The sequence below is a fragment of the Couchioplanes caeruleus genome (genome assembly GCF_023499255.1).
Taxonomy (GTDB): domain Bacteria; phylum Actinomycetota; class Actinomycetes; order Mycobacteriales; family Micromonosporaceae; genus Actinoplanes; species Actinoplanes caeruleus_A.
Window position 1 is genome coordinate 7,429,683 of record NZ_CP092183.1, and the last position, 26,041, is coordinate 7,455,723.

Below are 26,041 nucleotides of genomic sequence, written 5' to 3' on the forward strand. Positions count from 1 at the left end.
GGGATCAGCGCAGGACGAGCAGATCCAGCACGTCGATCAGCGGGCCCGTCGCGGCCGGCGCGGCGGCGCGGAGCCGTTCGACGCCCCGGGCATAGGCGTCATCGCTGATCAGCTGCAACAGGGTGTGCGCCTCGCGGCGTAGCCCGGCAGCCGCCTCCGCCAGCGACGGCGCGGAAACCTGGGCGACCGCCTCGAGTCCGGCGGTGACGAGACCGGCGCCGGCGAACGCGGCCTCGACGGCGGCCACGGTCGGGTAGGTGCCGTCCAGCGCGGCCTTGGCCTCCGGCCAGAAGTGGCACAGGGTGATGCCGTCGTGCCGGCCCGGGAACGCGGAACGGATCAGGACCGGGGCGCCGGGCTTCAGCACCCGACGGATCTCGCGGGCCGCGGCGGGCAGGTCGGGGATGTGGTGGATGACCGTGGAGAGCCAGACGGCGTCGACGCCGGCGTCGTCCACCGGGATGTCGGCGGCGTCACCGGCGAGCACACCCGGGACGACGGCCCGCTCACGCATCGCGGCGGACGGTTCGACCGCGAGGACGTCAGTGCCCGGCCACCACCCGCGGAAGGCCCGTGACCAGCTCCCGGTCCCGCAGCCGAGGTCGAGCAGGCGCATGCCCGGCCGCGGGGTCACGTACCGGGTGATCGCGTCACGCCACGCGCCGAGCGCGTCGTCGCCCAGGTGCCGGGTCGCCTCGAACGCGGCGGCGTCGGCACGGTCGTACGCGATGAGCGCCATGCCCCGAGCCAACCCGACAGCGATGCCGCTGCGCAAGGGGACCCACCGGCTCCCCCGCTCCCCGGAGGGAGGGCGGGAGCGCGTGACCGAGTGAATGCGGGGGAACCTGTGGTCACGCACTCCCGCCTACCACGCCCGCCCGCACCGGGTGCGCCTGGCCGGAGGCGCCGACCGGCGGAGGCGTGCCGGTCGATCGGTATGGGCGGGTCCAGTTGCGGGACACCGGCGAGCTGGCGGGGCAACGGCGGTGTCACCGCGGGGGTGGCGTCAGCCGGGCCGGACCTCTCCGGGGGACGGTCGGGCCGGCCGGTCGACGCCGGATGGGGTCGGTTCAGTCGAAATACCCTCGGTTCAGATCGTCGGTCTTGCGGACCTCGCGGCGTACCCGGTTGTCGTCGAAGACGCCGGGGATCTCGCGCAGGCTGTTGAGGTCGTGCCGCAGGGTCCACGCCTCGCGCCACGGGCGGCGGGACGCGGTCTCGGCGCGCTCGGCGAGGCGCCGCGGCGCGCACGGCCACCGCCATCCGCACCAGACACAGTTGCCGTCGTGACCGGCCTCGGCGTGCCGCCCCAGCATCTGCTGGGCGTCCTGCCAGAGCAGCCGGTCCACGATGCCGGCCGGCATGTCCTGGTCGACGATGGCCATCTTCTCCGAACCTCCCGGGACGAGTGCAGCTCTGTCGCACCCCATACAACCCCCGCACGCCACCCGCCGATCGGACTGAGTGTGCGACCTTCGCGACTATCTGTGACGACCGATGTTCGCCGTGGGCGGACGGCGTACGGACATCGATGCGGCGGCGGGGGCGTTGACGATGCCATGGACACCGAACACACGAGCGCCGAGACCGCGGCGCTCGACGCGTACAGCCGGGTTGTCACCGGCGTCGCCGCCGGTCTCCTGCCGTCGGTCGCCGCGCTCAGCGTGCGCACCCCGCGGGGTGCCGGGGCCGGCTCGGCGGTGACGTTCACCGACGACGGATTCCTGCTCACCAACGCCCACGTGGTCGCCGGCGCGAACGCCGGCACCGCCTCCTTCGCCGACGGGACCGACAGCCGCTTCGACGTCGTCGGCGCCGACGTGCTGTCCGACCTCGCCGTGGTCCGGGTGCACAACCCGGGCGCACCGGCCGCGCCGCTGGGCGACGCCGAGACCCTCCGCATCGGCCAGCTCGTCGTGGCCGTCGGCAACCCCATGGGCCTCGCCGGCTCCGTGACGGCCGGCGTCGTCTCCGGCCTCGGCCGGTCCCTGCCGGCCCGCGACGGCCGGCGCGTCCGCATCATCGACAACGTCATCCAGACCGACGCGGCGCTCAACCCCGGCAACTCGGGCGGCGCCCTGGCCGACTCCGGCGGCACGGTCGTCGGCATCAACACGGCGGTCGCGGGGTACGGCCTCGGCCTCGCCGTACCGATCAACCGGACCACCCGCCAGATCATCGGCGAGCTCGTCGGCACCGGCCGGGTCCGCCGCGCGTGGCTCGGCGTCGCCGGCGTGCCGGTCCCGCTCCCGCCGCCGCTGGCCGAACGGCTCGGCCAGAAGCTCGGGCTGCGGGTCGTCGAGGTGGTCCCGGGCAGCCCGGCCGGTACGGCGGGCATCTACCTGGGCGACATCCTGATCACGGCCGGCGGCGAACCGGTGCAGACCGTGCAGGCGCTGCAACGGCTGATGCTGGGGCCTGCGATCGGGAAGAACCTGCCCATCACGGTCCTCCGCAAGAACGCGCTGGTCGACGTGGTCACCGTCCCCGACGAACTGCGCTGAGACCCGCCCGCGACGCGAGGGGCGGGGCGTGTCGGGCAGCCGGACCGCCGGGCGCGGCAACCCGATCCGGGCCGGCCGAGGGCAGGCGGCCGGGGGCGGCTGAGGGCCGAACGGGCCGGGCAGTGTCGGACCGGGCGCGCCGGACCCGAGGCGACCGGGGCCGGGCGACCGGCGCCGTGAGCCGTCGAGCGGGCGCGGCGAGTCAGGCGGTGCTGCGGCATGCGCCCGTGCGGCACGCACCCCCCAGCATCCAGGGGTATCTAGCTGTGGTGCGGGGTTGGGGTTTGGGCGCAACCATTCACCCAGGTCGCCGGGGTCGGGGATCCGCTCATGAGCGCAAGCGAATGGATTCCCGCCCCCGGCCCTCGGCGGGAGCGACGGTCCGCACCCACCACCCCGCTACGACATCCAGCCCTTGAATTTGATCTTGCCGGAAGGGATCAGCTCAGGTGGGCGAGGAGGTCCTGCCTGGTGAGGACACCTGCCGGCTTGCCGTCGATGAGGACCATCGCCGCGTCCGCGTGCTCCAGCAGCGTGACCGCCTCGCTCACCGGCTGGCCGCCGCCGATCATGGGAAGCGGGTCGCCCATGTGGCGTTCGATCGTGTCGTGGAGGTGGGCCTGGCCGGTGAAGAGGGCGTCGAGGAGCGCCTTCTCCGCTATCGAGCCGGCCACCTCGCCGGTCACGACGGGCGGTTCGGCCTTGAGGACCGGGAGCTGGCTGATGCCGTACTCGCGCATGTAGTCGATCGCGTCGCGGACCGTCTCGGTGGGGTGGACGTGGACGAGCGGGGGCATCGTGCCGCCCTTGGACTCCAGGGCCGTGGCGACCGTGGGGGCGCCGTCGCCGGTGGCGAGGAAGCCGTACCGGGCCATCCAGGTGTCGTTGAAGATCTTGGAGAGGTAGCCGCGGCCGCCGTCGGGGAGCAGGACCACCACGACGTCGTCGGGGCCGGCCCTGCGGGCGGCCTCCAGCGCTGCCACCACCGCCATGCCGCAGCTGCCGCCGACGAGCAGGCCCTCCTCGCGGGCCAGGCGGCGGGTCATCTCGAACGAGTCCGAGTCGGACACCTCGATGACCTCGTCGCAGACGCCGCGGTCGTACGTCTGCGGCCAGAAGTCCTCGCCGACCCCCTCGACCAGGTACGGCCGGCCGGTGCCGCCGGAGTAGACCGAGCCCTCCGGGTCGGCGCCGACGATGCGGACGTTGCCCTGCTCCTTGAGGTAGCGGCCGACGCCGGAGATCGTGCCGCCGGTGCCGACGCCCGCCACGAAGTGCGTGATGCGGCCCTCGGTCTGCTTCCAGATCTCCGGGCCGGTCTCCTCGTAGTGCGAGCGCGGGTTCGCCGGGTTGCTGTACTGGTCGGGCTTCCAGGCGCCGGGGATCTCGCGGGCCAGCCGGTCCGAGACGTTGTAGTAGGAGCGCGGGTCCTCGGGAGCGACGGCGGTCGGGCAGACGACCACCTCGGCACCGTACGCCCGCAGCACGTTCTGCTTGTCCTCGCTGACCTTGTCGGGGCAGACGAAGATGCACCGGTAGCCGCGCAGCTGGGCGACGAGGGCCAGCCCCACGCCCGTGTTGCCGCTGGTCGGCTCCACGATGGTGCCGCCCTCTTTCAGGAGGCCGGCCTTCTCGGCGTCCTCCACCATCCGTACGGCGATCCGGTCCTTCACCGACCCGCCGGGGTTGAAGTACTCCACCTTGGCGAGGACGGTCGCGGAGATGCCCTCGGTGACGTTCCGCAGCCGGACGAGGGGGGTGTCCCCGATGATCTCGACGACGTTGTCGTAGTACCGCACGTCTTTGTGCCCTTCTCGGTGCTGGCCAGTGCAATCTCAGGCCAGCCTACGGCTCACGGCACCACGGTCCCGGGCAGGACGGCGTCGCGTTGCTTCTCCCACTGCAGGAACCGGTCGGTCTCGCTCAGCACGGAACCCGCCAGCCAGGCGATCATCGCGGCGTCGTCGACGAGCCCGAAGACGAACAGCGCCGCCTCGGGGATCACGTCGATCGGCGAGATCACGTACGCGGTGGCGGCCGTCATCATGATCACCCGCATGCCGCCGTCGTACTCGCCGCGCGCCGTGGCCTTCAACATCCTCGGCAGCGCGGCCATGCGCTTGCCGAGGGAGGGTCCACCGCGGGCCCCCGACACGAGCGCCTTGGCGAGCGCGCCGAACGCGGAGGCCCGTCGCAACGTCTTGGCCATGGTCGTCCCCTTTCGCTCTCTTCAGCATGACGTCAACCTGCCAGTTGTGCCCGCTCGGCGCGGAGTTCAGACTTTTGTCGCACCTCCGCGCTAGCCTCGAAGACCCCACCATCGCCGGACGCCGGTCGCGGTGAGGACGGCACAGTGCCGCATCGGCTGAAGGGCAGGTTCCCACCGAGCGAGAGCGAGGGAGAGCATGCACAAGGCAATGACCTTGACGGAGGACGAACGCCGGCGGATCAAGTTCGCCGGGCAGGTGGCGGGCGGTGTCACCGGAGCCGCGGCGGGCCTCACTCTCCTCTCGGCGGGAGTGCTGTTGCGCCAGGCCGCCGACGCCCGCCGGATCATCCCGACGGCCGAGGCGCCACCCCCGCGCGGCGACGGGGTGTACGGGACGAAGTTCCCCGGCAAGCCCCTGAGCATGGTCATCCTCGGTGACTCCACGGCCGCCGGCTACGGCGTCCACCGCCCCCGGGAGACGCCCGGCGCGCTGCTGGCCACCGGCGTGTCCCGGCGGCTGCGCCGGCCCGTACGGCTGCACCGGGTCGCCGTGGTCGGCGCGGTCTCCGCCGGGCTGCGCCACCAGGTCGACGCGGCGCTCGAGCACGATCCCGAGGTCGCCGTGATCATCATCGGCGGCAACGACATCACCCACGTCTCCGACCGCTCCTCGGCCGTGCGCCACCTCGGCGATGCGGTCCGGCGGTTGCGCGCGGTCGGCTGCAAGGTCGTGGTGGGCACCTGCCCGGACGTCGGCGTCATCCAGCCCCTCAAACCGCCGCTGCGCTGGCTGGCCCGGTCGTGGAGCCGCCAGCTGGCGGCGGCGCAGACGGTCGCGGTGGTCGAGGCCGGCGGCCGGACGGTCTCGCTCTGCGACCTGCTCGGCCCCACCTTCGCCGCGGATCCGGTACGCATGTTCGGCGCCGACCGCTTCCACCCGTCGGTCGAGGGGTACGCCCGGGCCGCCGCGGTCATCATGCCGACGCTGATGGCGGTGCTCGGCGAGGACGACCGCGCGCCCGCCACCGGGCCGGACGGGGTGCGGACGCTGCCGCAGGCCGCCCACGAGGCGGCGCGTGCGGCGGGCACCGAGGTCAGCGGGGCCCGGGTCGACGGGCGCGAGCGCGGGCCGGCCGGGCGCTGGGCGCAGCTGCGCCGGCACCCCTGGTTCGACGAGCCGCGGAGCTGGTTCCTGCACCGGGCCGCGCCGCTGCAGCCGGTCGGCTCGGCGGAGCCCTCAGCTGCGGAAACGGCGCGGCACGCGGCCGCCGCAGGGTGGTCCGACGGTTCCCAGGCGCTGCGCGGCGCCTGGCGGCGTGCGGGTGCGCATGTCGCGGGCCGGATGGGTAGCCGTGTTACCGGCGGGACCGGCCGGTCGCGTCCCGGGGCCGTAGGCTGGACCTCGGAGGATCATCAAGCGGCCGTCGATTGACGGACCGGGCAGCGCTCGCCCCCGGGCGGGCGCGGGCACCGCGGCAGGGAGGCGACATGACTGGCCTGACGGGACGGATCGGCAAAGCGACGGCCACGACGCTGTTCGCGTCGGCCGTGGGCGGCGTCGCCCTGCTGGCCGGCGAGGCGATAGCCGCACGCACCCGGCGGTACGCGAAGCCGACCATGGGCCTGGCCCTGCGCACGTCGATGGGCCCCTCCGCGGCTCCCACGCTGCGTCTGGTGCTGCTGGGCGACGCCGCGGCGATCGGGGTCGGCGTGGAGTGGCTGTCCGAGACAGTCGGCGGCCAGCTCGCCCGCCTGCTCGCGGACGGCACCCCGGAGACCGGCCGGCGGCACGTGCTGCTCTCCAGCGTCGGGGTGGCCGGCTCACGCTCCGCCGACCTGGCGACCCAGGTGGCCCGCGCGCTGCTCGGCGACCGGCCCGACGTGGCGGTGGTGCTGGTCGGCGCCCACGACGCGACCGTCCTGCGCAGCCCGGAGGAGTCCGCCGAGCACCTGTTCCAGGCGGTCAAGCGGCTGCGGGACGCCGGCGTCCAGGTCGTCGTGGGGACCTGCCCCGACCTCGGCGCCGTACGCTCCATCGCCCAGCCGCTGCGGCAGGTCACCGGCTGGCTCGGCCGGCGGGTGGCGAAGGCCCAGGCGGAGGCGGTGAGCAAGGCCGGCGGTGTGGTGGTGGACCTCGCCGAGGAGACGGGTGCGGTGTTCCGGGCGGACGCGGGCACGCTCTGCTACGACGGCTACCACCCTTCTGCGGACGGGTATCGGGTGTGGGCGCACGCCCTCTATCCGGCGGTGTTCGACGCGGCTCAGGCGGCCGGCCGGCGCTCGATCCAGGACTGAGGAACCGGCCCGTTCACCGGTGGGCAACTGCGACATTCCGGTGTGACGAACTTGCGCTACCGCCATAAGTTACCGGCGCGTTAACGTGGGTCCATGCCGGAAGCCGTCATCGTCGCCACCGCCCGCTCCCCGATCGGCCGCGCCGTCAAAGGGTCGCTGAAGGATCTGCGCCCGGACGACCTCGCCACCACCATCGTCGACGCCGCGCTGGCCAAGGTGCCGGAGCTCGACCGGACCCTCATCGAGGACCTCTACCTGGGCTGCGGCCTGCCCGGCGGCGAGCAGGGCTTCAACATGGCCCGCGTGGTCGCCACCAAGCTCGGCCTGGACGGCCTGCCCGGCGCGACCGTCACCCGGTACTGCTCCTCGTCGCTGCAGACCACCCGGATGGCGTTCCACGCGATCAAGGCCGGCGAGGGCGACATCTTCGTCTCGGCCGGCGTCGAGACCGTGTCCCGGTTCGCCCGCGGCAGCTCCGACGGCCTGCCCTCCGAGGCGCAGGCGCTGGTCGGCGGCGGCTGGGAGAACCCGCAGTTCGACGAGGCCCGCGCCCGCACCGCCGAGTACGCGCAGGGCGGCCGCACCTGGCACGACCCGCGCGAGGACGGCAAGGTCCCGGACATCTACATCGCGATGGGCCAGACCGCCGAGAACCTGGCGCAGCTCAAGGGCGTCTCCCGCGAGGAGATGGACGAGTTCGGCGTACGCAGCCAGAACCTCGCCGAGAAGGCCATCGCGAACGGCTTCTGGGCCCGGGAGATCACGCCGGTGACCACCCCGGACGGCACGGTCGTCTCGGTCGACGACGGACCCCGCCCCGGCGTGACGATGGAGGGCGTGGCCGGCCTCAAGCCGGTGTTCCGCCCCGACGGCCGGGTCACCGCCGGCAACTGCTGCCCGCTGAACGACGGCGCCGCGGCCGTGGTCATCATGAGCGACACCAAGGCCCGCGAGCTGGGCATCACGCCGCTGGCCCGGATCGTCTCCACGGGCGTCACCGCGCTCTCCCCGGAGATCATGGGCCTCGGCCCGGTCGAGGCGTCCAAGCAGGCGCTGAAGCGGGCCGGCATGGGCATCGGCGACGTCGACCTGGTCGAGATCAACGAGGCGTTCGCGGCCCAGGTCATCCCGTCGTACCAGGACCTCGGCATCCCGATCGAGAAGCTCAACGTCAACGGCGGCGCGATCGCGGTCGGTCACCCGTTCGGCATGACCGGCGCCCGCATCACCGGCACGCTGCTGAACTCGCTGGACTGGCACGACAAGAGCATCGGCCTCGAGACGATGTGCGTCGGCGGCGGCCAGGGCATGGCGATGGTGCTCGAGCGCCTGAGCTGACGTCGGCGCCTCCCGAAACGTCCGCCGGGTCCGGCTGCGCTCGACGCGCCGGGCCCGGCGGATCTCACAATGCCTTGCGTACGGCGAGCACGTCGGCCACCGCACGAGCCAGGACGTCGTCCGGGGCGCCCGCCGCGAGCAGGTCGTCGGTCATCACGCGCAGCTGGTCGGGCAGGACCATGTCCGGCTCCCGGGGCACCGGCCGCGGGGTGCGGTGTTCCGCGTGCGCACCCAGGTCGGCGAGGCGCTGGACCAGCCCGTACACGTGATCGGCGCGGGTGCCGGACGGCCCGGCGGCCTCCCACCGGCCGGTCTCCCAGTGGCCGACCTGGCTGAGCAGGCGCTGGATCGCGACGCGGAGTTCTTCGGCAGACACGGGGCAACCCTATCGGCGCGCACCGGTTAAGGTCTGACACATGCCCGGTCGTTGAGCACGCGTTGACCGTTGAGGCCGTCATCGGCCTGTCATCGCGTGCTGCCCTGAATTGCGCGGCACAGCGAGCGCCCCCATCCGCCCTTCGACGGCCGGTGGGCCTTGTCCGCAGCCAATCCAAGGGATGACTGTGCCCGCTCTTCGAACCGCTACCTCCGACTTCCGTACGTTCTGGGCCGGTCAGACCGCCTCCCAGCTGGGCGAGCAGACGAGCCTGACGGTCCTGCCGCTGCTCGCCGTCCTCACCCTGCAGGTCGGCGCCGACCAGCTGGGCCTCCTGCGCGCGGTCGGGCAGGCGCCGCAGCTGCTGCTCACCCTGTTCGCCGGCGTGTGGGTGGACAGGTGGCGGACCCGTACCGTCATGACCCTCACCGACCTCGGCCGTGCGCTCGTGCTCGGCGGGGCCGCCGTGGCGGCCCTGATGAGCGGGCTGAGTCTGACAGCTCTGCTGGTGGTGGCCTTCGTGGTCGGCGCCCTGTCGGTGCTCTTCGACGTCGCCTACCAGGCCGGCCTGGTCCGCCTGGTCCGGCGCGAGGACCTGCTGCGGGCGAACAGCGCGGTCGAGGCCAGCCGCTCGGCCGCCCAGATCGGCGGTCCCGCCCTCGGCGGCGCGATGACCTCCGTGCTGTCCGCACCCGCCGCCGTCGCGGCCGGTGCCGTGTTCTTCGTGGCGTCGTTCCTGTCCATCGCCCGCATGAGTCGCTTCGAGGAACTGCCGCCACGCGCGCAACGCCGCCCGCGGATCCGCGAGGGCCTGCGCTTCGTGGCCGGCGACGCGTCGCTGCGTACGGTGTGCCTCGCCTCGGCGGCGTTCCAGTTCTTCCTCGCCGCCACGATGACGGCCTACCTGCTGTTCCTGCCGCGCGAGCTGCACCTGTCCGCAGCGGCCATCGGACTGACGCTCGCCGCGACCGGGCCGGGCGCCCTGATCGGCTCGCTGCTGGCCGCGCGCCTGCCGAGCCGCCTCGGGTACGGCCCGGTGCTGCTCGTCGCCGCGGCCGTGGGCGATGGCGTGATGCTGTGCGTGCCGGCGCTGCACGGCGGATCGGCGCGGACGATCCTCGCCCTGGTGGCGGTGAACCTCGTCTTCGGCGCCCTGGGCCAGCTGGTCAACGTCACGATCATGGCCGTCCGGCAGGCGCTGACCCCGAGCGCGCTGCAGGGCCGGGTGACGGCCACGATCTCCTTCGCCGGCATGGGTCTCGCGCCGATCGGGTCGCTGGCCGGCGGCCTCCTCGCCGCACACGCGGGGCTACGGATGGCGCTGGTGGTCACGGGGGCGGGCATGCTGCTGTCGCCCGTCCTGATGGCGCTTTCCCCGCTCGCCCGGCTCGGACGGAGCCTCCCCTCGCCGCCGCCGTGACGGGCCGACCCCTCGCCGCCTCGCCGCCGTCGGGTGCTCGCCGCAGGCGCCGGCGGGCGGGGGCGCGGGACAGCGGGGGCGCGGGACAGCGGAACGCCCGGTCCGCGGGTGCGGGCCGGGCGTTCCGTGGTGCCGGGGTCGTCCCGGCGGGGTCAGTCGTCGCCCTGCAGGAAGCTGAGCAGCCGCAGGATCTCGATGTACAGCCAGATGAGGCTGACGAGGATGCCGAAGGCCGCCGTCCACGAGTACCGCTGCGGGAGGCCCATCCGGACCCCCTCCTCGATCTCGTTGAAGCTGAGGATGAAGCTCAGCGAGGCGACCACGATGCAGACGATGCTGAAGATGATGCCGAGCGCGCCGTTGTCACGCAGGCCGGTGTGCACGCCGAAGAGCGAGAGCACCAGGTTGATCAGCATGACCGCGAAGAGGCCACCCATGACGGCGATCATGCCGCGCTGGAACTTCGGCGTCGCGCGGATCACGCGGGCGCGGTACAGGAACGCCATGAGGAAGAAAACGCCGAACGTGGCGACCACCGCCTGCAGGACGATGCCCTGGTAGCCGGCGATCTCCTGGAAGAACTTGCTGACCAGGCCGACGAAGGCGCCCTCGACCACCGCGTACGCGACGACCAGCGCGGGGTTGGCCATCCGGCTGAAGCTGATGATGAAGCCGAGCACCAGCCCGACGACGGCCGCGCCGATCCACGCCGCGCCGAGCAGGCTCTGCGGGATGAGGTTCCAGGCCGCGACCGCGGAGACGCCGGTGATGCCCAGCAACGTCACGGTCTTGACGACGACGTCGTCGATCGTCATGGGCTGCACCGCGGGGGCCGCTTCCGGGAAGCCCGGGCCCGACGGGTACGGCTGACCGTAACCCGGCTGACCGGCGGTCGGTCCGTACGGTCCGTATCCGGTCGAGCGCTCCCGCTCGGCCGCCTGGCCGAGGCGCGAGAGCACCGGGTTCGAAGTTCTCACTGTGTCCAGCCTCCCTTTGAGGTTGAGGCACGTAGGGGTCGTGCTTATCCCAGGGTATGCCCACGACCAGCACAAAACCGCCTGGGGAACCTGTGAACGACCTGAAAAAGCCCGCTCGAGCCAGGTACCTGCGGGCTCCTCATGCGCCGGTGTACGCGAACGCCGCCCAGAATCGCGGTTCGGCGTACGCATGGTCTCCGGGCGGGGGCACCACCTCCGGGATCATCACGACCAGATCAGCGCGGGTGGCGGTGCGCAACCAGTGCCGGGCCCGGTGGAGGGCCACGGCCGGCTCGTCGCCGTCGGCGCACCAGAAACGGTAGAAAGCAGTCATCAGGTAGGTGGTGGCCAGGTCGTCCACCGCCCAGCCGGTGGCGATCACTCCGGCGAACCCGAGCTGCAGCAGCGCCGACGGCAGGCCGACCACCTCGTTCGGCAGGGCCGAGCCGACCAGGTTGGTGTGGCAGGCGGACAGCACGGCCAGGCGGCGCGGGTGGGGTTCCAGACCGGCGGCCACCTCGGCGAGCGTCACCGCGCGGTCGGCGAAGAACAGCCGGCTGGCGTAGATGTCCTCCGGCTCCGCGTCGCCGTGACAGGCCAGATGCCAGACGGTGTGCCGTTCGGCGGCGTCGCGGAACTCCGCCCAGGTGCACCCGTGCACCGCTGTCGCCGCCCGGCCTGTCCAGCGCCGGGTCACCTCGGTCGTCTCCCGGGCCACGTGCTGTAGGTGGCTGCCGTGGCCGTCCGGGGCGTCGACGGCCAGGAGGGTCTGCTCGCTCGTCCTCAGCCGCGCGGCGCTCGCTCGGCAGCGGGCCAGGGTACGGACGTTCGGGGCGTACCGGATCGCCGAGAACCGGGCGATGTGCCAGTGGTCGCCGTCCTGGGCCGGTCCGCCGGCCGCGTGCAGCGGCAGCAGGGTGAGCAGGCCGATCGGGATCAGCGTGACCACCCGGCCGCGGGCGCTCAGCAGGACGACGTCGCGCAGGCCGTCGCGCCACAGCAGCCGGAGGCCCTCGGTCATCGGGTCCGTGACAGCCGGAGCGGGCGGCGTGAGGTCGCGTGCCAGGCGGGTCGAGAAGCCGGCCGGGTCCGGCTCCCCACTGGTCAACGCCGCGACCGTGGGGCGGTCGAGGCCGGGCAGATCGATGTACTGCGGGTCGTGCGTGGCGGCCACCACCAGGGCATAGCCACCGGCATGCGCCGCCGCCAGGTAGACGATGGCGCCGTCGCCGGTCTGCGCGGTGATGTCCTCGTAGCCGACCTCGCCCTCCCCCGACGACAGGGCGACAGCACGGCCCCGCTCGAGCGCCAGCACCGCCTCCCGGAAGCGGCCGGCGCGGGCGAGCCAGTAGCCGGCCTCCTCGGCGTACTCCTGGGCGGCGAGCAGGACCCGGTCCCGGGCTGCGGTGCCCTGACGCCCGGTGGCGTCCCGGGCGGCCAGCGCGACAAGGCGTTCGTACGCCTCGGCGGCGAACCCGGGCACGCCGGTGCCGGCGGCCCACTCGGCCCACGCCAGGGCGAGACGGGCCAGGGCGGCCGGGCTGCCGGGCGCGTCCGCCGCCGTACGCCAGGCCACCTGGCGGCGCTCGGCGGACCCGCGGCCGGTCAGCGCGTCCCGGGCGGCGAGCACCTCCTGGCGCAGCAGCGGATCGTCCACGTGCCGGACCAGCCGGACCGCCTCCGCGAGGTCGCCGCCCCCGGAGCTCAGCGCACGCACGAGGAGCAGCCGGGCCAGCGGGCCGTCGGCCGGCGTCGTGCGGCGCCACCAGGTGCGGCCGGCGCGGCGGCCCGCACGGCACAGGTCGGTGCCGCGATCCAGGTCCTCGCGAGCGACCAGCAGACCGCGGGTCGCGAGTGTTTCCGGCCGATGGTCCGTCAGCTCGCCGAGAGCGGCCCGCAGGTCACCGCGGAGCACGTGCCGCCGGGCGCGCAGAAGGGCAGTCCCCCGACGTGCGATCAGGTCGTCCAGCGGGCCGAAGTCGTCGTGCAGGTCGGCGCGCTCGATCGCCGCGTTCCCCTCCGGGTCGCCGACAGGCGGCAGGCCCTCGACCCGTTCCGCCCGGGTGCGGCGGAGCGCCGCCCGGAAGCGGCGGCGGTCGCGCAGCTCCCGGATCCGCTGGAAGCCCCGCTGGTGATGGTCCGTCAGCACGTCGGCGGCGCGCCGGGCGATGTCGCGCATCGCGGCGTCGATCTCGGCCTCGCGCGGGTGCCCGGCGAAGGACTCACGTTCGAGCAGCTCGATGCACATGGAGAGGAAGTTGCGTGCCTCGGTGCGACGCTGGTTGTGCTCCTGAAGGTCGCGGGTGTCGACCAGCGGATGACGCTCGAGCACGTACTCGGCCGCGCCGTCGAAGTCCTCGAAGTCCGCAGCGAGCATGACCATGGTGAGCGGGAGGAAGAAGGGTTCCGGCAACTTGCACCAAGCCCGCCACGCGTCCCGCAACCCGGCTCGGTCGCCGCGCAGGCCGGCATCCTTGTACGCCCAGACGTGCGCCTGAGCCTCCGCCATTTGTCGCCGTACCGGATCGATGTCGTGCACGGCACGGTGGCGGTACTCGTAGATCGCCGCCTCGTGCTCCCACGGCTCGGCGAACCAGGGATCGGCCGGATGCCCGCACTCGGGGCACGCGTACGGCCAGGAGGCGGGCGGCGACTCCCGGCGTACCCCGCACAGGTCGCTGGTGCAGTACCAACCGCGTACCCGGGCGGGGCGTGGCGACTGATAGCCGTACGAGGTTCGCGGCATGCCGTTCTCTGACGGACCGGTCCGTCAGACAGGGGCATGCGACTGTTCCGCCGCACTCCCCGGTCCCGGTTCCCGGCCGACATGCTGCCGTGGCTGGAGACCCTCGGCCGTTTCCGGCTCGACTCGTTCACCAGCCGGGTCGAGCCCGGCGCGCTGTGGGACCGCATCGCGCAGCTCATGGAGGACGCCGAGCGGGACCGGGACGGCTTCCTCGCCGACCTGGCCGCGCTGGTCGAGCACGATCGCGGCGGCTTCGCGACTCTCGGCGCCGCCGGCGTGGTGTGGGAGATCTACGGCGGCGACGCATTGGACATCCCCGGCGCGCTGGTCCTGGTCGACGCCGGCATCGCCGTCAAACAGGCGCGGGGCCTGCCCGGCGCCCGCTTCACCGGTTACGAGTGGGAACGCGTCCAAGAACTCCGCAACCCTCCTGAAAGGACCTGACGATGGAAGGCTTTCTCTGTTTCCTCGCGGTGGCCGGCCCGATCGGCATCTTCGCCTGGCAATTGGTCGAAACACGCCGGGCGGTGGCGACAACGGTCGTCGACACGCCGCTCAGCCCGAACGAGGCGGCCCGCGTCACCCAGGAGGCGTTCACCGGGCCCCGCGCCGTGCTGTGGACCTCCACCGCCGGCCCCGGCACGATCAACATGCGCCGGCGGGGTATCCATCGGGGCATCACCATGTCGATCACCATCCGGCCGCGGGAGAACGGCGGCTCGGAGGTGTCGATGTGGGCGTCCGAGACCGTCATCTACCTGGGAGCGCTGGTGAACTTCGCCGGCGTCGTGAACCGGCGGAAGAACGCCATCGGCCGGGCGATGGTCGCGGCGGTGCCGGCGTGACCGCGGTGGGCGGGACCGCCGGCCGCCGTGTGTGCCTGGGGTGGGGCACGCAACGGACCCCAACCAGCGGCCGATGATCTCGGTGCGGATCTTCAGGGTGCCCGGGGCGGGTCTCGAACCCGCACGCCTTTTGGGCAGCCGCTTTTAAGGCGGCCGTGTCTGCCGTTCCACCACCCGGGCCGGTGCGCTGATGCTCACCGTAGCCGGTACGGACCAGCCGGCACGACGCCGGATCGGCCGAAATAGGAAGGATCACGCTCCGGGCGACGGGACCGCCGGGATCGGACGGCCGGGCGGAACCGGGCATGGATGGAGCGAACCGCTCGAGGACGCGAAATCCCGCCCGGCAGCGAGCCGGGCGGGACAGGCCGTCAGCGGCGGCCGGCGCCCACCGGTTCGCGCTCGTCCGCCAGCGGCGGGGTCACGTCGGTGAACTCCTCGCGGGGCTCGTGCAGCTGTCCCAGGGAGATGACCTCGCGTTTGAGCACGAATGCCAGCGTCCAGTCGGCGAGGACGCGGACCTTGCGGTTGAACGACGGGATGCGGCTCATGTGGTACGTCCGGTGCATGAGCCACGCCGGGAAGCCCTTGAGCTTCACGCCGTAGATCTTCGCCACGCCCTTGTAGAGGCCGAGGCTGGCGACGCTGCCGGCGTACTTGTGCTTGTAGTCCTTCGGGGTGCCGCCGTAGACGACCTGGCGGATGTTGTCGGCCAGCACCCCGGCCTGCCGGACGGCGTGCTGGGCGCTCGGCGAGCACCAGCCGCCCGGGTTGGTCAGGTCGGGGACCTGCGCGCAGTCGCCGGCCGCCCAGGCGCCGTCCAGGACCCGGTCGCCGTCGACGACCTGCAGGGTCGGCAGGCAGGTGATGTGCCCGCGGGGGCCACGCGGCAGGTCGGTGTGGTCGAGCATCGGCGACGGCTTGACGCCGGCGGTCCAGACGATCGTCTCGCTCCGGAACACCTCGCCGTCGGAGAGGTGGACCTCGCCGTCGACGCAGGACTCCATGCGGGTCTCGAGGCGGATGTCGATGCCGCGCTTCTGCAGCTGGCGGGCAGCGTACGCGCCCATCTCCGGGCCGACCTCGGGCAGGATCCGGTTGGACGCCTCGACGAGGATGAAGCGGACCTCTTCCTTGTCGAGCTCGGGGTAGTACTTGAGGCCGTCGCGGACCACGTCCTCCATCTCGGCCAGCGCCTCGACGCCCGCGTAGCCGCCGCCGACGAAGACGAACCGCAGCGACGCCCGGCGCACCTCGGGATCGGGCGTGGCGGCCGCGACGTCCAGCCGGTCGAGGATGTGGTTGCGCAGGTAGATGGCCTCGCCGATGGTCTTGAAGCCGATGCCGCGCTCGCGCAGGCCGGGGATCGGCAGGGTGCGGGAGACCGAGCCCGGCGCCACGATGATGTGGTCGTACGCGATCTCCTTGACCGGCCCCTCGATCGGCTGCACGGTCACCGTCCGGCGGGCGTGCTCGATGCGGGTGACCTCGCCGGAGACGATGTGGCACCGCTTCAGCTCACGCCGCAGCGGCACCACCGAGTGGCGCGGCGAGATGTTGCCGGCCGCGGCCTCCGGGAGGAACGGCTGGTAGGTCATGTGCGGCTGCGGGTCGATGACGATCACTTCGGCGCGGCGCGCGTTCAGCTTCTTCGACAGGCGCAGAGCCGCGTAGAGCCCGACGTGTCCTGCCCCGACGACCACGATGCGTTGCGGATTCACATAGTCATTGTCCCGCCGGAACCGGTCCCGTGCCCGGTTCTGTGACCAAGGACAACCCCGGAAGTCAAGAGTCGTAACGCCCGTATTTCGGTTTCATTTCGCTGAGAACGTGCTGCACGGGGGCGGTCACGGACGGCGCAGGAGCCGGCTCAGCAACAGCGCCAGGCCCACCGCCGCCGCCAGGCCGACCAAGGTCGCCAGGACGAACGCGCCGCCGGCGAGCTCGGCGGTCAGACCCAGCGCCAGCACCGTCAGCACCGCGGAGATCAGGATCGTCAGACCCGCCCGGGTCAGCCAGCCGGTGAGCACGTCGGCGTTCACCATCGAGTCGTACGGCAGCACCGCCGCGAGCGCGGCCAGGGTGTGCCCGGCGTACGTGAGCGTGGCGATGGCCAGCACCCGCCACAGCGCCGTACGGGCGTCGTACCAGGTGGTGTCGATGACCCAGCCCGCCACCACGGTCACGATCGCCACCGTGGGGCCGCGGCCGCGCGGCGCGAACGCCGGGTAGACGGCGACCAGGGCGAGCAGCACGAGGTAGCGGCTGACCACCAGCGTCACCGGCCAGGCGACCGTCATCGCGGCGAAGAGGGCCAACCCGATGCCGCAGCGCACCACGAGCGGCAGGACCGTCGCCCGGGTGACGACCGTACGGGTGCGGGCCAACCGGTTCGCGATGCCGTCGAACATGTCAGCGCCCCCGGGGCGCGGAGGCCAGCCGGGCCACGTCGCGCAGCACGAGGTCGAGGCTGCCCGCCCCGGCCCAGGTCACCACGGGCACGCCGTGCTCGCGCAGCCGGCCCAGCACGTTCTCCCGTTCCATCCGCCACAGCCGGGTGGCCAGCGGCGTCCACTGGCTGCGCTGCGGCGGCGCGGCGCCCTCCGGCAGCGTGTCGACGGCGACCGTGTAGCGGCCGGTCTGCACCAGCCCGGCCAGCATGTCCGCCGCCCGGGGATCCACCAGCGGGGTCAGGACCACCACGAGGGCGTCCGACGAGACGTTGTGGGCGCCGAAGACGTGCTCGTACGGCTCGCTGTCCGTGGTGTCCGCGCGGACGTCCAGCAGCCACTCGAGCACCGTCAGGTACTGCCGGCGGCCGGTCGCGGGGCGCAGGCGGCGGGCGGAGGAGCCGTACTCGGCGAGCGACACCCGGTCGCCGCGCTGGAGGTAGTGCTCGGCGATCGCGGCGGCCGCTCGTACGGTCGTGTCGAGCACGGACGCCTTGCCCTTCACGCCGCCGGACGCGCCCGCCTCGCCCAGCACGTCGAGGAGCAGCAGCACCTCGGCGTCGCGGTCGGACAGCGTCGAGGCCACGTGCAGATCGCGCGTGCGCAGGGACACCCGCCAGTCGATGCGGCGCAGCCGGTCGCCCGGCGCGAACGGGCGTACCCCCGCGAGCTCGCCGCCCTCGCCCGGCCGTCGCGACCGGTGGTTGCCGACCAGGCCGGCCGCCGCGGGCATCGCCTCGGTGGCCGCGAACGGTTCCGTCTCCGGGTAGACCCGCACGCCCCGGGCCGGGACGACGACCGGGCGGCACGCCAGCAGGCCGCCACACGCGGCCACCCGCGCGGCGGCCGGGCCCACGGCGTGCCGGCCCCAGCGCAGCGCCCGCCCGGGCAGCTCGACCGCCGTCCAGCCGTCGGGCGCGACCGAGACCGCGAACGGGCGGTCGGCGTCTTCCAGATCCAGCCACGGCGAGGTGCGGGTCCGCAGCACCACCAGGTCGTACGCGATGACGTCGGGGTTGGCGACGGTCACGGCGGCGGCGACCGCACCGCCCTCGACGATGTGCTCCTCGTCGGCGTCGATCCGCAGCTCCGGCGCGGACCGGGGCATCCGGCGCAGCCCGATGGCCGCCCCGATCGCGAACGGCGCGGCCAGCAGCACGAGGTCGACCCGGCCCAGCGCCACGCCGAGCACGAGCAGCAGGCCGGTGAGCAGCACCGTACGGCCCAGGGCGCGGGTCGGTACCCAGGCCGGGGCCGCCCAGCCCTCGTCGGCCGCCGCCCCGGCCGGAGGCACCGCGGCCCGCAGCGGCGGCGGGTCGATGAGTGTCACTGCTCGGCGTATCCGCCCGCGTACGTCGGCAGCGCGCCGCTGGCCGGCGCCGGCACGTTCTGCAGCACCTCCTGCACGACGAACGACGGGTCGACGCGGCGCAGCCACATCTCCGGCCGCAGCGTGATCCGGTGCGCGAGGGCGGGTACGGCGACGTCCTTGACGTCCTCCGGCACCACGTAGTCGCGGCCCGCCATCGCCGCGCGGGCCCGGGCGAGCAGGAGCAGGGCCAGCGAGCCACGCGGCGACGAGCCGACCAGCGCCGACGCGTGCTCCCGGGTCGCCGCGGTCAGCGCCACGATGTAGCGGCCGATCGAGTCCTCGACCGCGACCGACTCCAGCGCGCCCTGCATCGCCTGCAGGGTGCGGGCGTTCACGACCGGCGGGAGCTGCGCGTCCTCCTGGCGGCGGGACATGCGCCGGCGCAGCACGTCCCACTCCTCGTCCTGGGTCGGGTAGCCGAACGAGACCCGCAGCATGAAGCGGTCCAGCTGGGCCTCAGGCAGCGGGTACGTGCCCTCGTACTCGATCGGGTTGGCGGTGGCGAGCACGTGGAACGGCGGGTCCAGGCGGTACGTGACGCCCTCGACCGACACCTGCTTCTCCTGCATCGCCTCCAGCAGCGCCGCCTGCGTCTTCGGCGGCGTCCGGTTGATCTCGTCGGCGAGCAGCATGTTCGTGAACACCGGGCCGGCCCGGAAGGCGAAGTCGCCCTTGCGCTGGTCGTACAGGAAGGAGCCGGTCACGTCCGCGGGCAGCAGGTCCGGGGTGAACTGCAGGCGGCGGAAGTCGAGCCCGAGCGCCTGCGCGAAGCAGCGGGCGGTCAGGGTCTTGCCCAGCCCCGGCAGGTCCTCCAGCAGCACGTGGCCGCCGGCCAGGATGCCGGCGAGGACGAGCTCGAGGGCGTCCCGCTTGCCCACCACCACGCTGCCGACCGAGTCGAGGACCGCGCCGGCCAGCCGGCCCACCTCGTAGGGCGGCAGGGCCTCCACGCTCGCGTCCGTCACCGATCCACCCTTCTCAGATCTTTTCCAGTGCGTCGACGACCGCCGACATCTCCCGGGCCTTCGGCGGCCGCCGTCCCGGGTCGTGCAGCACCTGCCACAGCGGCTCGCCCAGCAGCTCGCGGGCCCGCCGGGGATCCGAGGCGCGGATGACACCGTGCCGCAGCCGCAGGCGCTCGTCGGCCAACTCGGTGAGCGCGGGCAGCACGATACGCGAGAAGCGCTCGCCGTCGTCGTGCGACCAGTCCAGTTGCTGCTCCCAGCGCCGTACGGCGATGCGCAGCGTGTCGCTGCCGGCCCAGCGGTAGTCGGCGCTCTCCTCGCCCGCGCGGCCCCGGGGCCGCGGGGGCGGCGGCGGGGCCACTTCGGACACTGCCAGCATGAGCAGCCGCAACGCGGCGAACGCGGCCACGACGAGCAGCACCGACACCTTGATGCCCTGCGAGCGCAGCACCGCCACGGTCACGGCCGTCGCGACAGCGACGAGCAGCGCGTTGCGCAGCACCCAGCCGACCCGTGAGCGCGGCTTCGCGGGGGCTTCCGGCGCCTCCTCGACGGGGCGCTCGACCGCGCCGGCGAACAGGTCCTCGAGACCGCCGTCGTCGCGGCTCACGGTGTCTCCATTGGCATGGACTCCTGGCCCTCACCGGCCAGGCCGTCGGGAACCCTCGGTAGCTGCAGTTCGGTGCAGTCGCTCATGCCGCTGCCCCCGCCCCCAGGTCGGCGCGCAGCCGTTCCAGCGCGGTGCGGGCCTGGTGGCGCATCTGGTTGTCGACGGTGTGGGTCGCATACCGGGCCTGGCGGTAGACGTCGGCGAACGGTGTCAGCACGGCCGCCTCGACACGCTGCTCGGCGAGCAGGCGGGCGACCAGGTCGGTGGGGCTGTCGCCGGCGTGCCGGGGCGTGCCGGCGGCGGCCGCGGCCTGCTCGAGGCGTACCCAGCAGGCGATGACGGCGCGGCGCGGGTCGCGGTCGGTGTCGGACAGCTCCTGCAGGCCGGCGTCGAGCGCGGCGACCAGGTCCTCGGCCGTCCGGGCGTCCGAGCGCGGCACGGCCCCGCGGGCGCCCCGCCGCACGCGCCGCCGGCTCCGGTCACGGACGACGGCCCAGGCGACCAGCAGGATCACCGCCAGCCCGGCCACCACGATGACCACCCAGGCGGCGGTGCCCACCCACCCCGGCAGCCCGCGGGCCGCCTCGACCGGCTCGTGGGTCGCGGTCTTCGCCGCCTCAGGCGTCGGCGGCAGCAGCGGCGCGGCGGTCTCGGCGGCGGCCCCGGCGGCGTCCGGGTTGAACCGCTCCAGCTGCGGCGCCGACCGGGTGGCCGCCAGCGAGGCGACGAAGAGCAGCCCGAGGACGGCGGCGAGCGGCCACCAGCGACGCAGTGCGGCGAGATCCAATGCGCAGGCCCTGATCCGTGTGCGGGAGGAAAATCGGCAGGACACGAATCATGCCAGGCCCGCCAGCCGTTTCGCACTGTCGAAGACGTCGTCGAGCATGGCCGGGGTGAGCCGGCCGGTGAACGTGTTCTGCTGCGACACGTGATAGCAGCCCAGCAGGTCCGGTGCGCCGGGCACGGACACCCGGGCGCCGTGCCCGAACGCGGGCCTGGGCACCGGCGGCTTCACGCCGTACACCGAGGTCAGGGCCGGCCACCACGCCGCCCAGGCGAACCCACCCAGGGCGATCACCACCCGCAGCGTGGGTTTGATCAGGGTCAGCTCGCGCCGCATCCACGGGGCGCAGGTGTCGCGCTCGACCGGGAGCGGTTTGTTGTCCGGCGGCGCGCAGCGGACGGCGGCGAAGATGCGGGTGTGCAGCAGCTCCAGTCCGTCGTCGGCGGAGACACTGGTCGGCTGGTTCGCCAGGCCGGCCCGGTGCATGGCGGCGATGAGCACGTCGCCGGAGCGGTCGCCGGTGAAGATCCGGCCGGTCCGGTTGCCGCCGTGCGCGGCGGGAGCGAGGCCCAGGATGGCGATCGGCGCGTCGGCGGGGCCGAACCCCGGGATCGGCCGTCCCCAGTACGTCCAGTCCCGGAACGCGGCACGCTTCGTGGCCGCAACCTCCTCACGCCACGTCACCAGGCGCGGGCAGGCGAAGCAATCCGCGACGCCGGCGTCCAGCACGGTCAGGTCCGGCGCGGCGGCCGCGTGGGCGGCGACGTCTTCAGGGGTACGGCTGAGCACCCGTCCAGTATCCGCCGCGCGGGTTCAGCGCCGCCGGGTGAGGCAGAGCAGGTAGCCGTCGCCGGCCGTGCTGCTGTAGACGAAGTACTCCTCGTTCGCCTGGAAGTACGTCTCGCAGGCGGTGCTGCGCGGGTCGCTCTGGCCGTCGAGCCGGCCGACCACCGTGTACGCGGCGTACGCGGAGCCGCAGCCCACGACCTTGGCGTCGGCCTCGGCGTCCTCGTCGACCCGCACGGTGACCGGGGCGGCGAGGCAGTCGCCGACAGCCGCGTCCGCCGCCTCGTCCCCGCCGCGGAACACCGTCAGGACCAGCACACCCAGCAGTGCCGCCAGCAGGGCGGCACCGAGGAGTTTGTTCACACGGGTCTCAACGACCCTTGCTGCTCGGCGTTGTCGTCGGTTTCGCGCCGGCGCTCGGCGTCTTGGTCGGCGCTGCGCCCTCCTCGGCGGGCGTCGCGGTGGGCGTCGCGGAACCCTTGGGAGCGGCGCCGGGCATCCGGAACGGCGCGTGGTCCGGACAGTACGGGTAGACGTCCTCGACGTAGTTGCCGTTCTCGTCGTAGCAGGCGGCGTTGCCCAGGTGGATCGGCTGGCCGCTCTGGTCGAACAGGCGAGCGTTGTCGATCAGGCGCCCCTGCTCGTCGTAGACGAACACGTCCTCCACGCCGCTGTACGGGTTGTCGTAGTTCACGTCCGAGTAGTACGAGTCCCGGGTGCTGCTGTCGGCCTCGACGAAGCCGGAGAACGCCACCATGACCAGCACGAACGACCCCAGATAGAGGGCGAGCCGGGGCCACCGGCGCAGCCGCAGCGACCGGCGCCCCAGCCAGATCGAACCGAGGACGCCGGCGCCGAGCAGCAACATCGCCACCACGTCGCTCCCGCCGATGCGCGGCAGCAGGCCGATCGGCTGCCCGGTGCCGTCCAGCATCACCGCCACCACCATCGCCGCCAGGTAACCGCGCAGCACCCACCACGCGGGGCGCAACAGCACGAAGAAGTCCCGGGCGCGCGGGTAGCCCAGCACCTTGCCGAGCCGCTGGTCCACCACCCGCAGCAGGGGGTAGACGTGCTCGCGCAGCTGCGGGACGAACTGCTCACGCAGCTCCGCGAAGGGGTTGGCCGACCGCGGCGGGTCGGGGAAGCCACCCACGAACGGCGCCGTGCCGCGCAGCTCCGCGGCGTACGCCTCCGGGCTGCCCAGCCGGTCGACGAGCGACCCCTCGCCGTCGGCCATGACCTCGGTCAGGTGCTCGGTCAGATCCTCGAGCAGCTCGTCGCGCTGCGCCTCGGGCAGGTCGCCGAGGGCCGCGCGGACCGCGAACACGTACGCGGTGATCTCGTCCTGAGCCGTGGAATTCACGCCGTCTCCCGCTCGCGAAGCAGATCGTCCATCGTTGATGCGAACCCGTGCCAGATCTTGCCCGACCGCTGCAACTCGTCCCGCCCGGCGGCGTTCAGCGAGTAGTACTTGCGGTGCGGCCCCTCGACGCTGGGCACCACGTACGTGGTGAGCAGGCCGGCGTTGAACAACCGGCGCAGCGTGCCGTAGACCGAGGCGTCGCCCACCTCGGCGAGGCCGGCGGTGCGCAGGCGGCGCAGGATGTCGTAACCGTAGCCGTCCTCGTCGCGGAGGGCGGCGAGGACGGCAAGATCCAGGACTCCCTTGAGGAGCTGGGTCGTATCCACGGGGAGCACAGTAGTGCGCGATGCGAAGTAGTGTCCAATCAATGGGCTGCCCGCGTGTCACCCGCCGATCAGGCCAGGGAGAAGGCGATCCCGTCCAGGATGTCGTGCTCGCTGGCGACCACCGACAGCTTCCCGGCCCGCTCCATGATCACCCGCAGGATGAGCGCCCCCGCGCCGATCACGTCGGCCCGGCCCGGGTGCATCACCGGCAGGTCGCGCCGGTCCGCCACGGTGGAGCCCAGCAGGTCGGCCGTCACCTTCGCCACGTCGTCGTACGGGATGCGGGCGTGGTGGATGCGGGCCGCGTCGTACTCCGGCAGGCGCAACGCCAGGGCCGCCACCGTCGTGACCGAGCCCGCGAGCCCGACCAGCGTCATCGCGCCGCGGCCCGAGACCTTGCGCAGCGCGGCGTCGACCGCCCTGGTGATGTCGGCCTCCGCAGCCGCCACCTCCGCCGGGGCGGGCGGGTCGCCGTGCAGGTGGCGCTCGGTCATGCGGACGCAGCCGATGTCCACCGAGACGGCGTGGTCCACCCGCTCGAAGCCCACCACGAACTCGGTGGAGCCGCCGCCGATGTCGACCACCAGGTACGGCGGCTCCGCGTTCAGGCCGTTCACGGCGCCGGCGAAGGACAGCCGGGCCTCCTCCTCGCCGGAGATGACCTCCGGGTCGACGCCGAGCACCGTCCGGACCATCGAACGGAAGTCCTCCGCGTTGGAGGCGTCCCGGGACGCCGACGTGGCGCACATGCGGACCCGGTCGACGCCCAGCTCGGCGATCTCCGCGGCGTACCCCAGCAGCGCCGCGCGGGTGCGTTCGACGGCCTCCGGCGCCAGCCGGCCGGTCCGGTCCACGCCCTCGCCCAGCCGGACGATCTCCATCCGCCGAGAGACGTCGGTCAGCGTCCCGCCGGCCACGTCGGCGATCAGCAGGCGGATCGAGTTGGTGCCACAGTCGATCGCGGCGACTCGCACGCCGGGCCTCCTAAAGGTGGAGCAACATCCTCGTGTTGCCGAGCGTATTCGGCTTCACCCGCTCCAGGTCGAGGAACTCCGCGACGCCCTCGTCGTACGAGCGCAGCAGCTGCTCGTAGACCGCGTGCGGCACGGGCGCGCCGTCGATCTCCGCGAAGCCGAACGAGGCGAAGAAGCGGGTCTCGAAGGTCAGGCAGAAGACCCGGGCCACGCCGAGCTCCCGGGCGGCGTCGAGCAGGTCGGTGACGAGGCGGTGGCCGATCTTCCGGCCCCGGTACGCGGGATCGACGGCGACCGTACGGATCTCCGCCAGGTCCTCCCACATGACGTGCAGCGCGCCGCAGCCGACGACCCTGTCCTGGCCGGCGTCCACGGCCACCCAGAACTCCTGGACGCTCTCGTACAGGGTGACGGTGGCCTTGCTGAGCAGGCGCCGGTCCGCGGTGTACGTGTCCACGAGCGCGCGGATGGCCTTGATGTCCGCCGTACGGGCCCGGCGGATCTCGATCGGCACTGTGGTCACCCGGCGTCAGCCGCCGTGGCGGACTCCGCGTCCGGCCGGCCGGCAGGCGTCCCGGACGGCTGCGCCTGCACACACGGGCCGCCGGCCCACCACGGCTCGACGGCCGCCCGCACCTCGTCGCCGAACGGGTTCACGCCCGGCCCGGCAGCCAGCGCGTGCCCGAGGTGCACGTGCAGGCACTTGACCCGGTCGGGCATGCCGCCGGCGGAGACCTTCTCGATCTCCGGCACGTGCTGCACGGCCTCGCGGCGGGCCAGATAGTCCTCGTGGGCGGCGCGGTACCGCTGCGCCAGCTCCGGGTCGGTGGAGAGCCGTTCCTGCATGTCCCGCATGACGCCGGCGGACTCGAGGCGGCTGCACGCCGCCGTCGCCCTCGGGCAGGTCAGGTAGAACATCGTCGGGAACGGGGTGCCGTCGTCCAGGCGGGGCTCGGTCTCCACCACGTCCGGATTGCCGCAGGGGCAGCGGTGCGCGACGGCGCGGGTGCCGCGGGGGCGGCGGCCGAGTTGCTCGGCGACGATCTCGAGATCGGTCTCGGAAGGAGTCGTCATCTACTTTCGGGATTCTGCATTGGCTGCTGCGACGCTTCCCCACAGTGTGTCGTACCACCGGTCGGGGGCGCTCGCCACGGGCCGGCCCGCGTCCCGGGCGGCGCCCGCCGGGTCGTTCAGGACCAGCAGCGGGACCTCACCCGGGCGGACGTAGAAGAGCCGGTCACGGGCCTGGATGCGGACGTACTCGGGGTCCTTCCACTTCTCGACCTCCTCCTCGAGCCCCTTGATGTCGTCCTGCTGCCTGGCCTGGTCGGCCTGCATCTGGGCGATCTGGGACTCCTGGGCGAGGTAGACCCGCACCGGATAGGTGTACGCGAGGGCCAGCGCGACCAGCACGACGATCAGCACCGTGGCGCGACCGGTGAAAGCCTTGGGCCGGGTGGCAACCGTACGCTTCGTGGCGCCCGACGCGGCTGCCCGGCGCGCGGCGGCGGGCCTGCTGCCGGACCGGTTGAGGCTGCCGGTGGTGCGGGTTCCGACCGTACGGCGCGGCTCGATGCGGGTGGCGCCGGTGTCGCGGGTGCGCGTGGGCCGGGCGCCACTGCGGACCCCCGGACGCCCCGCATGACCGGTGGAGCGGCGTGACGGCCCCTGACCACTCGGTGTGCGGCGCTGCGTCAT

The 26,041-nt window shown here is 73.3% G+C and carries 28 protein-coding genes and 1 tRNA gene; 7 read left to right on the forward strand and 22 right to left on the reverse strand.

The window, feature by feature from the left end:
• Positions 1 to 4 precede the first annotated feature (4 nt).
• Positions 5 to 739, reverse strand: coding sequence for a class I SAM-dependent methyltransferase (locus COUCH_RS34265; RefSeq protein WP_249609302.1), 735 nt, complete (start codon positions 737 to 739; stop codon positions 5 to 7).
• 331 nt (positions 740 to 1,070) lie between these two features.
• Positions 1,071 to 1,385 (reverse strand): hypothetical protein, encoded by a 315-nt coding sequence (locus tag COUCH_RS34270; protein ID WP_249609303.1) that lies wholly within the window; start codon positions 1,383 to 1,385, stop codon positions 1,071 to 1,073.
• A gap of 174 nt (positions 1,386 to 1,559) precedes the next feature.
• On the opposite strand from COUCH_RS34270, the gene COUCH_RS34275 reads away from it, so the two are divergent.
• Complete coding sequence (locus COUCH_RS34275; protein ID WP_249609304.1) at positions 1,560 to 2,504, forward strand: S1C family serine protease; 945 nt, start codon at positions 1,560 to 1,562, stop codon at positions 2,502 to 2,504.
• A gap of 440 nt (positions 2,505 to 2,944) precedes the next feature.
• Here the strand turns inward: COUCH_RS34275 and COUCH_RS34280 are convergent, their stop codons facing one another.
• Together COUCH_RS34280 and COUCH_RS34285 are read right to left on the reverse strand one after the other, a co-directional pair.
• A complete protein-coding gene (locus tag COUCH_RS34280) occupies positions 2,945 to 4,303 on the reverse strand; it encodes a cystathionine beta-synthase (RefSeq protein ID WP_249609305.1) in 1,359 nt (452 codons plus the stop codon).
• Between the two features lie 53 nt (positions 4,304 to 4,356).
• Entirely contained in the window at positions 4,357 to 4,713 is a 357-nt protein-coding gene (locus COUCH_RS34285; protein WP_249609306.1) for a YkvA family protein, read from the reverse strand.
• Positions 4,714 to 4,909: 196 nt separating this feature from the next.
• On the opposite strand from COUCH_RS34285, the gene COUCH_RS34290 reads away from it, so the two are divergent.
• From COUCH_RS34290 to COUCH_RS34300, 3 genes are all read left to right on the forward strand, one after another.
• Complete coding sequence (locus tag COUCH_RS34290) at positions 4,910 to 6,145, forward strand: SGNH/GDSL hydrolase family protein (protein WP_249609307.1); 1,236 nt, start codon at positions 4,910 to 4,912, stop codon at positions 6,143 to 6,145.
• Positions 6,146 to 6,201: 56 nt separating this feature from the next.
• Positions 6,202 to 7,008, forward strand: coding sequence for an SGNH/GDSL hydrolase family protein (locus COUCH_RS34295; protein ID WP_249609308.1), 807 nt, complete (start codon positions 6,202 to 6,204; stop codon positions 7,006 to 7,008).
• A gap of 93 nt (positions 7,009 to 7,101) precedes the next feature.
• The gene (locus COUCH_RS34300) at positions 7,102 to 8,346 is read left to right on the forward strand and encodes an acetyl-CoA C-acetyltransferase (RefSeq protein WP_249609309.1); all 1,245 of its coding nucleotides are present in this window, start codon (positions 7,102 to 7,104) and stop codon (positions 8,344 to 8,346) included.
• Positions 8,347 to 8,410: 64 nt separating this feature from the next.
• Here the strand turns inward: COUCH_RS34300 and COUCH_RS34305 are convergent, their stop codons facing one another.
• Entirely contained in the window at positions 8,411 to 8,722 is a 312-nt protein-coding gene (locus COUCH_RS34305; RefSeq protein ID WP_249609310.1) for a hypothetical protein, read from the reverse strand.
• Between the two features lie 187 nt (positions 8,723 to 8,909).
• Here COUCH_RS34305 and COUCH_RS34310 point away from each other — a divergent pair, with 187 nt between their 5' ends.
• On the forward strand, positions 8,910 to 10,142 hold the full coding sequence (locus COUCH_RS34310; RefSeq protein WP_249609311.1) for an MFS transporter: 1,233 nt from the start codon (positions 8,910 to 8,912) through the stop codon (positions 10,140 to 10,142).
• 152 nt (positions 10,143 to 10,294) lie between these two features.
• Here the strand turns inward: COUCH_RS34310 and COUCH_RS34315 are convergent, their stop codons facing one another.
• Both COUCH_RS34315 and COUCH_RS34320 read right to left on the reverse strand, forming a co-directional pair.
• On the reverse strand, positions 10,295 to 11,119 hold the full coding sequence (locus COUCH_RS34315) for a Bax inhibitor-1/YccA family protein (protein WP_249609312.1): 825 nt from the start codon (positions 11,117 to 11,119) through the stop codon (positions 10,295 to 10,297).
• Positions 11,120 to 11,258: 139 nt separating this feature from the next.
• Positions 11,259 to 13,865 carry a CHAT domain-containing protein gene (locus COUCH_RS34320; RefSeq protein ID WP_249609313.1) on the reverse strand — a complete coding sequence of 869 codons (2,607 nt, stop codon included), beginning with the start codon at positions 13,863 to 13,865 and terminating at the stop codon, positions 11,259 to 11,261.
• Between the two features lie 36 nt (positions 13,866 to 13,901).
• On the opposite strand from COUCH_RS34320, the gene COUCH_RS34325 reads away from it, so the two are divergent.
• Both COUCH_RS34325 and COUCH_RS34330 read left to right on the forward strand, forming a co-directional pair.
• Positions 13,902 to 14,309: a hypothetical protein gene (locus COUCH_RS34325; protein ID WP_249609314.1), complete on the forward strand. Its 408-nt coding sequence runs from the start codon at positions 13,902 to 13,904 to the stop codon at positions 14,307 to 14,309.
• A 2-nt stretch (positions 14,310 to 14,311) separates the two neighbouring features.
• On the forward strand, positions 14,312 to 14,710 hold the full coding sequence (locus tag COUCH_RS34330) for a hypothetical protein (RefSeq protein WP_249609315.1): 399 nt from the start codon (positions 14,312 to 14,314) through the stop codon (positions 14,708 to 14,710).
• Positions 14,711 to 14,808: 98 nt separating this feature from the next.
• On the opposite strand, the gene COUCH_RS34335 is transcribed toward COUCH_RS34330, so the two are convergent.
• The 15 genes from COUCH_RS34335 to COUCH_RS34405 all read right to left on the reverse strand — a co-directional run bounded on the left by COUCH_RS34335 (position 14,809) and on the right by COUCH_RS34405 (position 26,041).
• A tRNA-Leu gene (locus COUCH_RS34335) sits at positions 14,809 to 14,890 on the reverse strand.
• A 191-nt stretch (positions 14,891 to 15,081) separates the two neighbouring features.
• Positions 15,082 to 16,431 carry an NAD(P)/FAD-dependent oxidoreductase gene (locus COUCH_RS34340; protein WP_249609316.1) on the reverse strand — a complete coding sequence of 450 codons (1,350 nt, stop codon included), beginning with the start codon at positions 16,429 to 16,431 and terminating at the stop codon, positions 15,082 to 15,084.
• Positions 16,432 to 16,557: 126 nt separating this feature from the next.
• Entirely contained in the window at positions 16,558 to 17,121 is a 564-nt protein-coding gene (locus COUCH_RS34345) for a hypothetical protein (protein ID WP_249609317.1), read from the reverse strand.
• Between the two features lies 1 nt (position 17,122).
• On the reverse strand, positions 17,123 to 18,466 hold the full coding sequence (locus COUCH_RS34350) for a DUF58 domain-containing protein (RefSeq protein WP_430641019.1): 1,344 nt from the start codon (positions 18,464 to 18,466) through the stop codon (positions 17,123 to 17,125).
• A gap of 20 nt (positions 18,467 to 18,486) precedes the next feature.
• Positions 18,487 to 19,497: an AAA family ATPase gene (locus COUCH_RS34355; protein ID WP_249609318.1), complete on the reverse strand. Its 1,011-nt coding sequence runs from the start codon at positions 19,495 to 19,497 to the stop codon at positions 18,487 to 18,489.
• A gap of 13 nt (positions 19,498 to 19,510) precedes the next feature.
• Positions 19,511 to 20,107 (reverse strand): hypothetical protein, encoded by a 597-nt coding sequence (locus tag COUCH_RS34360; RefSeq protein ID WP_249609319.1) that lies wholly within the window; start codon positions 20,105 to 20,107, stop codon positions 19,511 to 19,513.
• 82 nt (positions 20,108 to 20,189) lie between these two features.
• A complete protein-coding gene (locus COUCH_RS34365; RefSeq protein WP_249609320.1) occupies positions 20,190 to 20,894 on the reverse strand; it encodes a DUF4129 domain-containing protein in 705 nt (234 codons plus the stop codon).
• 48 nt (positions 20,895 to 20,942) lie between these two features.
• Positions 20,943 to 21,680, reverse strand: a complete 738-nt coding sequence (locus tag COUCH_RS34370; RefSeq protein WP_275980024.1) for a uracil-DNA glycosylase — start codon at positions 21,678 to 21,680, stop codon at positions 20,943 to 20,945.
• 24 nt (positions 21,681 to 21,704) lie between these two features.
• Complete coding sequence (locus COUCH_RS34375; protein ID WP_249609321.1) at positions 21,705 to 22,040, reverse strand: LppU/SCO3897 family protein; 336 nt, start codon at positions 22,038 to 22,040, stop codon at positions 21,705 to 21,707.
• A 7-nt stretch (positions 22,041 to 22,047) separates the two neighbouring features.
• Entirely contained in the window at positions 22,048 to 23,043 is a 996-nt protein-coding gene (locus COUCH_RS34380) for an HAAS signaling domain-containing protein (RefSeq protein ID WP_249609322.1), read from the reverse strand.
• Positions 23,040 to 23,369: a PadR family transcriptional regulator gene (locus COUCH_RS34385; protein ID WP_249609323.1), complete on the reverse strand. Its 330-nt coding sequence runs from the start codon at positions 23,367 to 23,369 to the stop codon at positions 23,040 to 23,042. The genes COUCH_RS34380 and COUCH_RS34385 overlap by 4 nt, the downstream gene beginning before the upstream one ends.
• A gap of 68 nt (positions 23,370 to 23,437) precedes the next feature.
• Positions 23,438 to 24,343 (reverse strand): Ppx/GppA phosphatase family protein, encoded by a 906-nt coding sequence (locus COUCH_RS34390; protein WP_249609324.1) that lies wholly within the window; start codon positions 24,341 to 24,343, stop codon positions 23,438 to 23,440.
• A gap of 10 nt (positions 24,344 to 24,353) precedes the next feature.
• Positions 24,354 to 24,851 carry an amino-acid N-acetyltransferase gene (locus tag COUCH_RS34395; RefSeq protein WP_430641020.1) on the reverse strand — a complete coding sequence of 166 codons (498 nt, stop codon included), beginning with the start codon at positions 24,849 to 24,851 and terminating at the stop codon, positions 24,354 to 24,356.
• Between the two features lie 11 nt (positions 24,852 to 24,862).
• Positions 24,863 to 25,417 carry a DUF501 domain-containing protein gene (locus COUCH_RS34400; RefSeq protein ID WP_249609326.1) on the reverse strand — a complete coding sequence of 185 codons (555 nt, stop codon included), beginning with the start codon at positions 25,415 to 25,417 and terminating at the stop codon, positions 24,863 to 24,865.
• A complete protein-coding gene (locus tag COUCH_RS34405) occupies positions 25,418 to 26,041 on the reverse strand; it encodes an FtsB family cell division protein (RefSeq protein WP_249609327.1) in 624 nt (207 codons plus the stop codon). It abuts the gene before it with no gap.

Excerpts from the sequence above, each read along its gene's own strand:
- COUCH_RS34265 (WP_249609302.1), bottom strand. The coding sequence starts at position 739 with ATGGCGCTCATCGCGTACGACCGTGCCGACGCCGCCGCGTTCGAGGCG.
- COUCH_RS34270 (WP_249609303.1), bottom strand. The coding sequence starts at position 1,385 with ATGGCCATCGTCGACCAGGACATGCCGGCCGGCATCGTGGACCGGCTG.
- COUCH_RS34275 (WP_249609304.1), top strand. The coding sequence starts at position 1,560 with ATGGACACCGAACACACGAGCGCCGAGACCGCGGCGCTCGACGCGTAC.
- COUCH_RS34285 (WP_249609306.1), bottom strand. The coding sequence starts at position 4,713 with ATGGCCAAGACGTTGCGACGGGCCTCCGCGTTCGGCGCGCTCGCCAAG.
- COUCH_RS34290 (WP_249609307.1), top strand. The coding sequence starts at position 4,910 with ATGCACAAGGCAATGACCTTGACGGAGGACGAACGCCGGCGGATCAAG.
- COUCH_RS34295 (WP_249609308.1), top strand. The coding sequence starts at position 6,202 with ATGACTGGCCTGACGGGACGGATCGGCAAAGCGACGGCCACGACGCTG.
- COUCH_RS34300 (WP_249609309.1), top strand. The coding sequence starts at position 7,102 with ATGCCGGAAGCCGTCATCGTCGCCACCGCCCGCTCCCCGATCGGCCGC.
- COUCH_RS34320 (WP_249609313.1), bottom strand. The coding sequence starts at position 13,865 with ATGCCGCGAACCTCGTACGGCTATCAGTCGCCACGCCCCGCCCGGGTA.
- COUCH_RS34325 (WP_249609314.1), top strand. The coding sequence starts at position 13,902 with ATGCGACTGTTCCGCCGCACTCCCCGGTCCCGGTTCCCGGCCGACATG.
- COUCH_RS34330 (WP_249609315.1), top strand. The coding sequence starts at position 14,312 with ATGGAAGGCTTTCTCTGTTTCCTCGCGGTGGCCGGCCCGATCGGCATC.
- COUCH_RS34345 (WP_249609317.1), bottom strand. The coding sequence starts at position 17,121 with ATGTTCGACGGCATCGCGAACCGGTTGGCCCGCACCCGTACGGTCGTC.
- COUCH_RS34400 (WP_249609326.1), bottom strand. The coding sequence starts at position 25,417 with ATGACGACTCCTTCCGAGACCGATCTCGAGATCGTCGCCGAGCAACTC.
- COUCH_RS34405 (WP_249609327.1), bottom strand. The coding sequence starts at position 26,041 with ATGACGCAGCGCCGCACACCGAGTGGTCAGGGGCCGTCACGCCGCTCC.